This is a genomic window from Aliiroseovarius subalbicans (assembly GCF_022678625.1).
Classification (GTDB): Bacteria; Pseudomonadota; Alphaproteobacteria; order Rhodobacterales; family Rhodobacteraceae; genus Aliiroseovarius_A; species Aliiroseovarius_A subalbicans.
In genome coordinates this window covers 13228-26528 of the sequence record NZ_JALBYQ010000001.1, presented here as the reverse complement: position 1 = coordinate 26528, position 13301 = coordinate 13228, and the positions used below count along the sequence as shown (strand labels likewise).

Sequence of the window (13301 nt, the reverse complement as noted above, 5' to 3'; positions counted from 1 at the left end):
TACAGGTCGGACCCTAAGATGAGTGATCATTGCCGAGTGCGGGAGACGCGGTTTGCCGAAAATGGTTTTCCACAGGAAGGCCCGGTCGCCGGATCAACCAGTCAAACCCAAACATCGCGAAAACGACGAGCAAGGGTAGACTTGTGAATCCAAGCAAGCTGCCGCTTTTCAGCATTGTCAGGTATTGCACCAACAAAAGGTAGAAGACTGGGTTTCTTGCACCCCACCCAAGAAACGAGATTGCCAACCCCAGTAAAGACAACAGAACCAGGCCTCCGCCAACCGGCAAGCCAAACGTTACCACAGCCTCAAGGAATGCGTTGTGGGGGTAAAGTCCGTACTCGAAGCCCCAATAGGATTGGAAAAAGTTGAAACCACAGCCCAATGCCAAACAAACTGGCTGTTCTCGCAACAAAGAAATCGCCTGATCCGCCAGAATATCGCGTTGTCCAAAGTTGCCATCCGCCAAGACCAACAACCTCTTGAAAACAACTATATCTTCCCAGATTCCGCTCTGAAATACATATACGAGGGCCAACAAAGCGGCCCCGCCGATCACAACGATGTTTTGAAATCTTGGGTTTCGTAGAACGAAAAAGGCGAGCGCGATAATCCCGGCTAAGAAGTCTCCTCGTGCCCCCCCCAGCATCGAGAGTGAGAAGAAAACAACCGAGGATGTGAAAAAAAACAAACTGACGCCACGCGTTGCATCATTCGCCAGGGAATAGAGAAAAACCCCCCCCATCGCGTAAAAGCCAGAGAACCCTTGCGAGTACGAAATCGCGACATCGTTCACCTGCCCGAACATTATCCTGGGGGGAAATCCTGGAGAGACACCACCAGCCGCGACCATTGTTAGGAACGAGGTAAAAAAGTAGAGCAGCAGGGGGGATATTACGTTTGAGGTTGCACCCTCTTGTTTCTGAAAACCGGTGAGCAGCGCCAAAAGGGCGAACCCATAGACGACTGATATCGCGAGAAATACTGGTAGGTTCCTGTCTTCAACAAAGAATGAAAACCCACCCGTGAAAAGACTAAAACCAAGGCCCCAAAACAACAGGAAAGAATAGACTATTCCCAAAGCGAACACTTGCCGTGAGACTCTCAGAGTTTGTGATGCCTTCAAGAGGTATAAAACAAGAATGACGGTAAGTGCGGCAAGGCCGACAGACCGAACAAGAACCATTACAGAGTAATGAAAACTTGTGGTTGCCTGAGACGCCGCAGTTGTAACAATGAACAGCAATAGGAACGTGTAACTTGCGTTTTGAAATGCCGTCTTGTGGTTCCTCATTTTTTCACCACCCGAATGACAATCCAAAGATACACCCCGTAGAACACCGCACCTGACAGAGCATAGATCTCCGCAATGTAATCGGGGGCATAGGCCATCGCGCACAGCACGGCCCCCACCCGCGAGACCAGGCCGAAGGCCTGCAAAAACATCGCGACGAATTGCTGCCCGGTCACATGCAGCGCCATTGACACGGGCGAGGCCACGAATTGCAGGATGAACCACGGCGTCATCCATGCGACCAGCACCCCGGCCCTGCCCCATTCATCGCCAAACAGGGGTGCGAACAGGAAAGGTGAAACCGCCCCGACAAGGCACAGAGGCGCCGCCCCTATGCCAAGAAGCCTTTTCATGGTTTTTCGTGTGAAGTCGCCCAATCTGCCCTTGTTCAGCTCTTGCGGAGCCTCGGTCAGAAAGACCTGCGCGACCGAACTTCCGATCAAGGCCATCGGTAGCCCCATCACGCGCATCGCCAGAAGCACGAACCCCGCCTCGGGGCCGGCAGCAATTGCTGCGATGATCATGATTGGAACCTGTAGGCCAGCGGTATTGAAAAGCGCCTCGGGCACCGAAAAAAGTGGAAAACGCCGGTACGTTCGTGCGTTGCGACGCAACCCCTCGCGGTTGACAGCGCGCAACGCCGTTTGATCCCGACGCAAAATTGACCGGGCCAGACCAACAATTCCCAGAGAGTTATTCAGGGTCTGACCGAACAACAAACCCAAACCACCGCTGCCGAACGCGCCAAGGCTCAACTGAGCCCCAACGCCCCCCGCAGACCGGGTGATGCGGGTTTTCGTGATCAACCCAAATTGCTTTTTCCGAGAGGCCCAGTATTGCAATCCCGTGTAAATCGATGCCGCCCAGACGCTGATCGGGACCAACCACAGGAGGGGGGCAAGATCAGTTAACCCCAACAGCTCCGCAACACTTCTGGGTGCAATCAACACCGGAAGGGCCAGTATCATGCTGACCCCGGTCGCAGACAGGAGGCTGACCACCAGCACATTCATTCCGTCCGTGTCTTCCTTGGGCAGCGGAACAGCAATGTTGTAACGCAGACATCCGATGGTCGAAAAAATCGAAACCAACGCCAGATATACCGCGAAAAGGCTGAAATCGTCTGGTGCATACAGCCTTGTCAGGATCGGCAAGGCCAAAACAGCGATGGCTTGCGCAGCGACTGTGCCCCCGGTCAAAATGCCTACGTCTCGAACAAAACCATGACGGAACGGATCCGTCAGCCTATGGAGCACGCCACTCAACACGACGCGCGCAGCGCTGCAACGATATGGTGTTGGTCAAACTCCGACAGATACGGGTGCATCGGCAAGCTCATGACCTCCTGCGCGGCGATCTCGCCCCGTGGCAGCACAGAATTGTCGTCCGCGACCGCGGGTTGGCGGTTCAGCGGAAGGGGGTAGTGCACGGCGGTCGGGATGCTGGCTTCGGTCAGGGCTTTCTGAACCCCGGCGCGGTCTTTGACACGCACGGTGAATTGCGCCCAGGCGCTGATGTTGTGGTCGGCGATCTGGGGCAGTTGCAGCCTGTTTAGCCCCGTAAGCCCATCCATGTAGCGGGCCGCGACCGCCTGGCGTTTCTCGATCTCGTCGTCCAGGATCGCCAGTTTGGGCAACAGGATCGCCGCCTGGATCGTGTCCAGCCGGCTGTTCACGCCGACGCGGATGTGGTGGTAGCGTCGGTCCTGGCCGTGGCGGGCGATCTGGCGCAGGCGCAGGGCAAGCTCTGGGTCGCTGGTGAAGATCGCGCCGCCGTCGCCGTAGCAGCCAAGCGGTTTGGACGGGAAAAAACTGGTGCAGCCGATGGTGCTCAGATTGCAGGACTTGCGCCCCTTGTAGGTCGCGCCGAAGCTTTGCGCGCCATCCTCGATCACCGGCAGATCATGGCGCGTCGCAACTGCATTTATCGTATCAAAATCAGCGCATTGGCCATAGAGCGATACCGGGATGATCGCGTGGGTCTTGTCGGTGATCGCGGCCTCCAACAGAGCTGGGTCCAGGTTGTAGGACACCGGGTCGATATCAACATAGACCGGTTTTGCGCCCAGGAGGGCTACGGTTTCGGCGGTGGCGATATAGGAAAACCCCGGCGTGATCACCTCATCCCCCGGCCCCACGCCCAGCGCCATCAAGGCGATTTGCAGCGCGTCGGTGCCGTTGGCAACCGTGATGCAATGGGCGGCACCCGTATAATCGACCAGCCTCTCTTCCAGCTCGGCAACCTCGGGGCCAAGGATGTATTTGCCATGCGCCAGAACGCGGGCAATGCCGCCTTCAATTTCTCGGCGCAATCGATCCTGTTGGGCTGCGAGGTCGATGAACTGCATGCGGCTAACCCCCGACGATCCGAAGTGTGCCGTTTACGTCTTCGTATTGCTCGCCTGTGCGCGGGCAGACCAGGTCTGCGCCCAGGCGGTCCCCCGCCCGGCTGACCCAACCGATCCGGCGCGCCGGGATGCCCGCCATCAGGGCAAAATCGGGCACGTCGGCGGTCACGACAGCGCCCGCCGCGATCATGCAGTATTGCCCCAGCGTGTTGCCGCAGACGATGGTGGCATTCGCCCCGATCGTGCTGCCGCGTTTGACCAAGGTCTCGCCGAACTCGTCCTTGCGCTCGACATGAGCGCGGGGCGTGAGCACGTTGGTGAACACGCAGGAGGGACCACAGAACACGTCCTGTTCCAGCGTCACACCCTTATAAAGCGCGACGTTGTTCTGCACCTTGCAGCCGTCGCCGATGGTCACGTTCGGCCCGGCCATCACGTTCTGACCCAGCACGCAGTTCTTCCCAACCACCGTGTCCGGCAGGACATGCACGAAATGCCAGATCTTGCTGCCGGCGCCGATCACGCTCGGCATGTCGACATAGGCGCTTTCATGCACGAAGGCGGTCGGGTCGATCATCAGCACAGAACCTTTGCGATATCCGGGTGCTGTTCGCCGCGGCCCAGTTCGATCGGCGCGGTGCGGATGTGGCTGACCAGCTCGATCGACGGGCGCACGACGTCCAGACCATAGCCGTTCCCGTCCAACACGTTCTGATAGCTTGCGGTGTGCAGGTCGGTGAAGCCGCCCGAAAACTCGATCTCTTCGCCTTCGACGGTGATCGACCGGTGCGTGGTCTGACCCGCCGGGGTATGTGGCGGCAGGTGATCGCGGTTGATCGACAGCACCCAGCGCACCCGCGCTTGCTCCAGCTCGATATATCCCGCTGCTGCGTCCGGGCCACGGTGATGCACGATGTTATCGCGCACCGGGCCGAAGACGAAGCTGAGCATGTCATAGAAATGCACGCCGATGTTGGTGGCGATGCCGCCGGACTTGTGCGCCAGCCCCTTCCAGGACGCATGATACCACGCCCCGCGCGAGGTGAAGTAGCCCAGGTCGACGTCATAGACCTTGTCCTTGGGCCCATTGGCGACCTTGTCGCGCAGCGCGATGATGGATTGGTGTAAACGCAGTTGCAGGATCGAATTGATGCGCTTGCCAGTGTCCGCCTCAAGCGCCTCAAGGTCGTCGATGTCCGACGGCGCCAGCACCAGCGGTTTTTCACAGATCGCGTCAGCCCCTGCGCGCAAGGCAAAGGACATGTGCGATTTGTGCAGGTAGTTCGGCGAACAGATCCCGACATAGCCGATCCCCTGCCCGGCCCGGTGCAGGTCGGCGACATGGGCGTCGAAGCGTTCGAATTCGGTGAAAAAGGCCGCATCGGGGAAATGGCTGTCCATGATGCCGACGCTGTCGTTCACGTCATAGGCCACTGCCAGATTGCCGCCGGTTTCCTTAATGGCCTTCAGGTGACGGGGCGCGATGTATCCGGCCGCACCGATCAGAGCGTAATTCTTGGTCATGGCGTGAACTCCTCAGGCGCGCACAACTGCATCGTCGCCACGATACTTCCCGCGCGTATCCACCAGGATCGGCGCATGTTCCTTGATCATGTCGTAGTCGAATTCGCTGTGGTCGGTCAGAAGGATCACAGCGTCGAACCCAGCCAGTGTTTCCGAGCTGAGATCGACCGATGACAGGTCGAAATCATGTTCACGCATTTCCGGGAAAACCGGCACGTTCGGGTCCGAATAAGCCACGTCAACACCCCAGTCGCGTAACAGCTCCATCACGAAGACCGAGGGGCTTTCGCGCATATCATCCACGTCACGTTTATAGGCAATGCCCAGCGCCAGCACCTTGGCGCCGTTCAGCGATTTTCCCGCTTCGTTCAGCGCGCGCACTGTCTTGTTGACGACGTATTGCGGCATGCCCGCGTTGATCTCGCCCGCCAGTTCGATAAAGCGCGTGTGAAGCCCGTATTCCCGCGCCTTCCAGGTCAGGTAGAACGGGTCAATCGGTATGCAGTGCCCTCCGATCCCCGGACCGGGGTAATAGGCGGTAAAGCCAAATGGTTTGGTCTTGGCCGCGTCGATCACTTCGAAGATGTCCAGCCCCATACGGTCGGCGACGATCTTCATCTCGTTCACCAAGCCAATGTTGATCGAGCGGTGGATGTTTTCCAGCAGCTTCACCATCTCTGAAGCTTCAGTTGAACTGACCGGCACGATGGTGTCGATGAAGGAGCCATAAAACGCGACAGCGGCTTCAAGGCAGGCTTTCGAATGGCCACCCGCGACCTTCGGGATCATCTGGTTCGAGAAATGCGGATTGCCTGGATCTTCGCGTTCGGGTGAATAGACCAGGTAGAAATCCTGCCCCACATTCAAACCCGCGTTTTCGACATAGGGAAGCAAGACCTCTTTCGTCGTGCCTGGCCAGGTCGTGCTTTCCAGGCTGAGAAGTTGGCCCGCCCGAAGGTAAGGCGCGATGCTGTCCATCGTGGCCATGACAAAACTGAGATCCGGCTCGCGGTGTTCGCTCAGCGGTGTCGGCACGCAGATGATCAGCGCATCGCACTCCGCGCTGCGCGCGAAATCCGTCGTCGCCTCGAACCCCGCCGCGCGCAAACCAGCGATTTCGGTCCCGGAAATATGCTTGATTGGGCTTTCATCATTGTTCAGCTGCGAAACACGCGCTTCCAACACGTCAAAACCGACAACCTTGAAACCTGCTCGCGCTACGGACAGGGCCAGGGGAATACCAACATAACCCAGTCCAAGGATGCCGACGACCGCCGTTCTTTCCTGGACTCGCGCGGTAAAATCGCATGTGTCTGCCGTTATTGTCGTCATGGTCCCCTCTCCGACCGGCGCAAACCGGATCGCAACCGAGGGTAGAGTACACGATCAGAAGGGCGACACAACCTTAACTTGTCTTAACGGGGGCTTATTATTCTCTTGGGTGTAAATCCGAAGGCGGATCTCATCACTTGTCGTAGTAATCCCGGTACCAGGCCACGAACTTCGCGATCCCGTCGCGCAGGTCCGTCGCGGGGCGATATCCGGTCAGCGATTGCAGCAGGCTGGCATCGGCCCAAGTGGCCGGCACGTCGCCTTTCTGCATGTCCATATAGTTGCGGCTGGCCTTCTGCCCCAGTGCTTCTTCGATCGCATCGACGAAATCGAGAAGCTTCACCTTCTCGGAATTGCCCACGTTCACAACGCGGTAGGGTGCGACCGGGGACAGGCTGTCGCCCGGGGCGATATCCTCCGGCGTGGCCGGGCGTACCGGAGGCACGTCGATCAGCAGGCGAATGGCGCGCACCAGATCTTCGACATAGGTGAAATCGCGATACATGTCGCCGTGGTTGTAGACGTCGATCGGGCGGTCGTTCAGGATCGCGTCGGTGAACTTGAAAAACGCCAGATCGGGTCGGCCCCATGGGCCGTACACGGTGAAAAACCGGAACATCGTCGTCGGCAGGTTCCACAAGTGGGCATAGGAATGGCCCATGCTTTCATTCGCCTTCTTGGTGGCGGCATAGAACGTCAGCTGGTGATCGGCCTTCTCGGTCTCGGTGAACGGCATCACTTCGTTGGCGCCATAGATCGACGAGGTTGAGGCCATCAGCAGGTGATCCACCTCCAGCTCCCGCGCGGCCTCCATCACGTTGAAGGTGCCGACGATGTTGCTTTCCAGATAAGACCGCGGGTTCTCCAACGAATAGCGCACGCCGGCCTGGGCGGCGAGGTGCACGATCACGTCTGGCTTGAACTGGCGGGCGACCTCAAGAAACACGTCTCCCTCTTCCAGATAGGCCTCGGTCGTGTCGAATCCGGGGGATTGCAGCAATATCTGCTGGCGGCGACGCTTCAGATTGACGTCGTAGTAATCCGTCATCGCGTCGAAGCCATGTACCACGTGACCTTCATCCAGCAGCAGTTTTGCCAAGTGAAAGCCGATAAATCCCGCCGTGCCGGTGACCAGTATTCTCATGCGAAATCGCTCCGTGTCCATCTGCCCTGTTGGTATACTCAAACCTCGGTCTTGCCAATCTCAAGCAGGGGGCAGGCTTTGATCGAAGTTGCCACCCCGGCAGGATCCGTATCTTCCGCGCGCCAGACCGCATCCCAGCTGCCCAGGTCGGACCAGGCTCGCGAAAACGGCACCGCGACGATGCCCGCCTCAGCCAGCAGTTGTGGTGCAATGAAGCGGTAGTTGGCTCCGGTCACCACCAATGGTGCCGCGAAACCCGCGCCGGACAAACGCCGCGCGGTGACTTGAAACAGCGTGTCGTCACCCGTCAGCGTGGCAAACTGCTTGGGATAGCTTTTGCGCGACAGAGGCCAGAGCCGGGTTCCCTGACCGCCGCACAGAATTACGGGGATGGATCACGCGCGAGGGCTCCTTCAGGCACAAACCTCCGGTCCCCGGCGGCTTCACGCTACAGTGTCATGAAACGCACCCTGCAGCCAACCCCAGGCGGTGGAGGATCTGTTCACTCGCCCCGAACAGAGCGTCAGGCCCTGTGTCCAGCGGCGTCGAACAGGAAGCTGTCCGCGTCGTCGTAGTCCATTTCCAGCGTTGCGCCATTGTCGATCGGGTGCTGCCCGAACAAACGCAGAGTCATGCGCCCGGCCCCGGCCACGTCTACCAACACGTTGGTGTCGCCGCCCAGCTTCTCGACGTGCACGACTTCACCCTTGAGGCGTCCGCCTTTGCTGGCGATGCGCAGGTGTTCGGGGCGGATGCCGACGCTCATCCCGTCCGCGCCGCCCACCACGGGCGCGGGAAAGAAATTCATCGAGGGCGCCCCAAGGAAGCCCGCGACGAACTGGTTGGCGGGGTTGTTATAAAGCTCCATCGGGCTACCGACCTGCACCACCATGCCGTCGCGCAGCACCACGATCTTGGAGGCCAAAGTCATCGCCTCGGTCTGGTCGTGGGTCACATAGATCATGCTGGCGTCCAGCGACCTGTGCAGGTTGGCGATCTCGATCCGCGTGTTCATGCGCAAGGCTGCGTCGAGGTTGGACAAGGGTTCGTCGAACAAGAACAGCTTGGGTTCGCGCACGATGGCACGGCCGATGGCGACGCGCTGGCGTTGACCGCCGGACAATTCGGAGGGGCGCCGGTCAAGGTAGTCGTCGAGCGAAAGCATCTTCGACGCCTTGTCGACCCGCCCTGCGATCTCATCTTTGGGCTGCTTTTCCTGTTTCAAGGCCAGCGCCATGTTGTCGTGCACCGTCAGGTGCGGATACAGCGCGTAGGACTGGAACACCATCGCGATCCCGCGCTTGGCGGGCGGGGTCTGGTTCACGATATCGCCGTCGATCTCGACGGTGCCTTCGGTCGCGTCCTCAAGCCCCGCGATCACACGCAAAAGGGTGGATTTGCCGCAACCCGAGGGGCCGACGAAGACGACGAACTCACCTTCCTCCACTTCAAGGTCGATGTTCTTCAGAACCTTAACGGCACCGAAGGATTTGCAGACATTGGTCAGTTTGAGGGCGGTCATTCGGTCGCTCCTGTAAGGTCGATGGGCTGGCCGGTGCGGATGCTTTCATCCGCGGCCAAACAGATCGCCAGGCTTTGCACGGCGTCGGTCATGTGGCGGGTCAGGTCGATGTTTTCGGCGATCGCGCGCAGGACGAAGGCCTGTTCGGCGTCACAAAGCTCCTGATGGCCGGGTTCGCCCGGCATATCGACCTTGCGGTCGCCCTCAGGGGTGTGCACCAGAATGCCGCCGACCTTGGTGTGGCCTTCAACATCTGACGACCCGGAGGTGGCGGCGTCGGTGATTGAAACCGAGCCATTGGGCGACACGATGTCCTTCACGAAAAAGGCGGTTTCCGACATCATCGGGCCCCAGCCAGCCTCGTACCAGCCGATGGATCCGTCGTCGAAGATCACCTGGAACTGGCCGTAATTGTACATCTCCGGCGCGATTTCATCGGACAGACGCAGGCCCATGCCGTGCACGCGCACCGGAGCCGCGTCGGTGATCTGGCACATCACGTCGACATAATGCACGCCGCAATCGACGATCGGCGATGTCGTCTGCATCAGCGCCTTGTGCGTCTCCCATTCAGGACCCGAGCTTTGCTGGTTCAGGTTCAGGCGGAACACATATGGCCCGCCCAGCCCCCGCGCCTCGTCGATCAGCCGCACCCAGCTGGGATGGTGGCGCAGGATGTAGCCGACGACCAGTTTGCGGTCGGTCTCAATCGCCTTGGCGACGACCCGTTCGGCATCCGCCACATTGGTCGCCAGCGGTTTCTCAACGAACACATGCGCGCCCGCCTGCATCGCGGCCACGGCGAAATCGGCGTGGCTGTCAGAATATGTGGCGATCACCACAAGGTCAGGGTTCGTCTCGGCCAGCGCCGCCGCATAGTCGGTAAAGACTGGATAGCCCTGAAGCTCTTCCCGGTCGGTTGTGCCCGAGCGGTTCACCAGGCCGACGATTTGTGCGTCGGGGTGGTGGTGATGGGCCAGCGCGTGGCTCATCCCCATGTTGCCCAGACCTGCAATCAGAACACGTGTCATTTCACCGCTCCCGACGTGATGCCGCGGATCAATTGCCGCGAGAAAATGACGTAAAGCACCATCACCGGCAGGATCGCCATCGACAGCGCCGACAGGACCGCGTTCCAGTCGGTCACGAACTGCCCGATGAAGACCTGAGAGCCGAGCGTGAGGGTTTTCACCTCTTCGGCCGGGGCCAGGATCAACGGGAACCACAGGTCGTTCCAGATCGGGATCATGTTGAACACCGCGACCGTGGCCATCGCGGGGCGCACCAGCGGCAGCACGAGGCGAAAGAAGATCGTGTATTCGCTCAGCCCGTCGATGCGGCCCGCGTTCTTCAGGTCATCGGACACTTGCCGCATGAACTCCGACAGGATGAACACAGCCAGCGGCAGGCCTTGCGCTGTATAGACCAGGATCAGCGCCCACAACGTGTTCACCAGCCCGGTCGAGACCATCAGCTCAAGGATCGCAACGGTGCCGATGCGGATCGGGATCATGATGCCCAGCGCCAGGTAAAGCCCCATCAACGTGTTGCCCTTGAAGCGGTATTCGGCCAGCGCAAAGGCCGCCATCGCACCGAACAGCAGCACGAAAAACAGCGACGCGACGGTCACGATCATCGAGTTCTGGAAGTATTGGAAAAAATCCCCCTGCTTCATCACCGTCTGGTACCCGATCAGGGAAAAACTGTCGGCGTCCGGAAAGGCCAGCGGCTCGCGAAAGATCGCTTTGCGCGTCTTGAAGCTGTTGATCAGGATCACGAAGACCGGGAACAGCGCGATGACGGTATAAGTCAGCAGGATCGCGTGGGACGCTGCGACGTTAAATGGATTTCTGCGGGCTTTGTTCATGACGGGCCTCTCAGAACTGATACCGACGCATGCGCGTCTGGATGCCGAACAGGTAGATGCAGACACCGATCAGGATGATGCCGAACATCGCGGTCGCAATCGCTGATCCCATATGCGGATCGCCCAGTTGCAGCTGGAAGCCAAAGAACGTGCGATACATGAAAGTGCCCAGTATGTCTGTCGAATAATCCGGCCCGGCAAGCGCGCCCTGGGCGGCATAGATCAGGTCGAAAGCGTTGAAATTGCCCACGAACGTCAGGATCGAGATGATGCCGATTGACGGTAGGATCAGCGGCAGCTTGATCTTCCAGAACGCCGAGGCGCCGGTGACGCCGTCGATTTCTCCGGCCTCAAGCACCTCTTCGGGGATCGACAGAAGCGCCGCATAGATCAGCATCATCGGGATGCCGACGAACTGCCACACGGACACCAGCGCCAGCGTGGTCAGGGCGTATTCTTCTTTGCCCAGCCACGGGGCATAGAGGAACTTCAGCCCAATCGCGTCCAGCATGTCGGGCGCAATGCCCCAGATCGGCGACAGGATCAGTTTCCAGGCGAAGCCGATGATCACGAAGCTCAGGATCGTCGGCACGAAGATGGCCGAGCGGTAAAGCGTCGCGAAGCGCAGGCGCGGGTGGGACAGGATGGCGGCCAGAAGGATACCGATGGGGTTCTGCACGACCATGTGGATCACGAAGAACCAGAAATTGTTGCCCAGCGCGTTCCAAAAGCTTTCGGACCAGCGCGGGTCGCCAAACAGGGTACGGAAATTGTCCAGCCCGGTGAACACGCGGACCTGATCCACTTCCGAAAACAGCGCCAGTCTGAGCGTGTTGAACAGTGGAAAGATCATGATCGCGGTATAGACCAGCACCGCAGGCGCCAGAAACACGACGATGTGCCACTTGAAACGCGGTTTCCTGTTGGCTTGGCTCATGTCACCCTCCCCGGTGGTTGGTCATGTCCGGGCGATCTGCGCCGCCCGGACAATTGTCAGATACCGCGACTTACATCTGCGGCTTGTACCAGCTGGCCAGACCGGACTGCAGCTCGGCGCCCAGCTCTTCGGGCGTCTTGGTGCCCTTGATCGCTGCGGCGGATGCGCCCCAGGTCTCGTTTTCCAGGTTCGGCGTGCCGCGCGACAGGATCTGGTAGGTGGACCGGATCGTCGAGCTACACTCACCACGCCAGGACACGAATTCCTGGGCCAGCGGATCTTCCATCGCGATCTCATGGCTTGAGAGCGAGAAGAAGCCCGGCAGCGCGTTGGCATAGATCGAGGCGAACTCAGCCGTGCCCATCCAGTCCAGGAAGGTGCGTGCTGCTTCCGCGTTCGGGCTGGCAGCGTTCAGACCCATCGCGATGTCAGTGTGGTCCGAGATGTAGCAGTCGTCACCTGCGGCGGCGACCGGCGGCTTGAACGCGCCCATCTCGAAATCGGCCAGACCGTTGAAGCCCGAGATCTCCCAGCTGCCTGCCGGATAGATCGCGGCGCGGCCAAGGGTAAAGATGTTCTGGCTGTCGGGATAGGTCTGTGCCTCATACCCGTCGCCCAGATACGGCGCCCATTTGGCCAGCGTCGCATAAGGCGCAACCCACTGTGCGTCGGTCAGCTTCTGCTCACCGGCGATCAGCGCCAGGCGACCCTCTTCACCCTTCCAGTAGTTCGGACCGATGTTGTTGTAGCCCATCGTGGCCGCTTCCCACTGGTCGTTGGTGCCCATCGCCATCGGGGTGTAGTTGCCATCGGCCTTGAACGCCTCAAGCACGGCAAAGAATTCGTCTTCGGTGACGGGGGCGTCCAGCCCCAGCTCCTTGAACGCGTCCTTGTTGTAGATGAAGCCGTGGATCACCGACGCCATCGGCACACAGAAGCTGGCCGCGCCATCATCCGTCTGCCACGCGGATTTCGCGACGTCCGAGAAGTTGGCCATGCCACCCAGGTCGCTGAGGTCGGTCAGGTGACCGGCGTCATACAGAGCCAGCGAAGCGTCGAACGGGCGGCAGGTGATCAGGTCACCGGCGGAGCCTGCGTCCAGCTTGGAGTTCAGAACCGCGTTGTATTCGGCCGGGGCCGAGGGGCTGAACACCACCTTGATGCCGGGATTGGCGGCTTCAAACGCGGGAATGATCGTGTCCTGCCACAGGGTCAGGTCGTCATTGCGCCAGCTTTCGATCGTCAGGGTGACGTCTTCGGCCATCGCAGCCCCGCCCAGAATGGTGGTCGCCAACAGCGCCATTCCAAATGTCTTCGTCTTCATGTCTCTCTCC

General features: G+C 59.6%; 12 protein-coding genes and 1 pseudogene. All 13 read right to left on the bottom strand.

From position 1 onward, the window contains the following. Window positions 1-13: 13 nt before the first annotated feature. Window positions 14-1294 carry a hypothetical protein gene (locus MN188_RS00135; RefSeq protein ID WP_242104766.1) on the bottom strand — a complete coding sequence of 427 codons (1281 nt, stop codon included), beginning with the start codon at window positions 1292-1294 and terminating at the stop codon, window positions 14-16. Beyond that, window positions 1291-2562, bottom strand: a complete 1272-nt coding sequence (locus tag MN188_RS00130; protein ID WP_242104765.1) for a lipopolysaccharide biosynthesis protein — start codon at window positions 2560-2562, stop codon at window positions 1291-1293. Before MN188_RS00130 ends, MN188_RS00135 begins: the two co-directional genes overlap by 4 nt. Then, window positions 2556-3641, bottom strand: coding sequence for a DegT/DnrJ/EryC1/StrS family aminotransferase (locus tag MN188_RS00125; protein WP_242104764.1), 1086 nt, complete (start codon window positions 3639-3641; stop codon window positions 2556-2558). The genes MN188_RS00130 and MN188_RS00125 overlap by 7 nt, the downstream gene beginning before the upstream one ends. 4 nt (window positions 3642-3645) lie before the next feature. Then, the gene (locus tag MN188_RS00120; protein WP_242104763.1) at window positions 3646-4218 is read right to left on the bottom strand and encodes an acyltransferase; all 573 of its coding nucleotides are present in this window, start codon (window positions 4216-4218) and stop codon (window positions 3646-3648) included. After that, a complete protein-coding gene (locus tag MN188_RS00115; RefSeq protein ID WP_242104762.1) occupies window positions 4218-5165 on the bottom strand; it encodes a Gfo/Idh/MocA family protein in 948 nt (315 codons plus the stop codon). Before MN188_RS00115 ends, MN188_RS00120 begins: the two co-directional genes overlap by 1 nt. Before the next feature lie 12 nt (window positions 5166-5177). Then, entirely contained in the window at window positions 5178-6497 is a 1320-nt protein-coding gene (locus MN188_RS00110; protein ID WP_242104761.1) for a nucleotide sugar dehydrogenase, read from the bottom strand. Between the two features lie 133 nt (window positions 6498-6630). After that, entirely contained in the window at window positions 6631-7641 is a 1011-nt protein-coding gene (locus MN188_RS00105) for an NAD-dependent epimerase/dehydratase family protein (protein WP_242104760.1), read from the bottom strand. Window positions 7642-7832: 191 nt separating this feature from the next. After that, a pseudogene (locus MN188_RS00095) lies at window positions 7833-8033 on the bottom strand (sugar phosphate nucleotidyltransferase); the annotation flags it as partial. Between the two features lie 131 nt (window positions 8034-8164). Next, a complete protein-coding gene (locus tag MN188_RS00090; protein ID WP_242104758.1) occupies window positions 8165-9163 on the bottom strand; it encodes an ABC transporter ATP-binding protein in 999 nt (332 codons plus the stop codon). After that, a complete protein-coding gene (locus MN188_RS00085; RefSeq protein WP_242104757.1) occupies window positions 9160-10194 on the bottom strand; it encodes a Gfo/Idh/MocA family protein in 1035 nt (344 codons plus the stop codon). Before MN188_RS00085 ends, MN188_RS00090 begins: the two co-directional genes overlap by 4 nt. Beyond that, a complete protein-coding gene (locus MN188_RS00080; protein WP_242104756.1) occupies window positions 10191-11030 on the bottom strand; it encodes a carbohydrate ABC transporter permease in 840 nt (279 codons plus the stop codon). The genes MN188_RS00085 and MN188_RS00080 overlap by 4 nt, the downstream gene beginning before the upstream one ends. Before the next feature lie 10 nt (window positions 11031-11040). Continuing rightward, on the bottom strand, window positions 11041-11967 hold the full coding sequence (locus MN188_RS00075) for a carbohydrate ABC transporter permease (RefSeq protein ID WP_242104755.1): 927 nt from the start codon (window positions 11965-11967) through the stop codon (window positions 11041-11043). Window positions 11968-12037: 70 nt separating this feature from the next. Further along, window positions 12038-13291, bottom strand: coding sequence for an ABC transporter substrate-binding protein (locus MN188_RS00070; protein ID WP_242104754.1), 1254 nt, complete (start codon window positions 13289-13291; stop codon window positions 12038-12040). Between the last annotated feature and the right edge of the window lie 10 nt (window positions 13292-13301).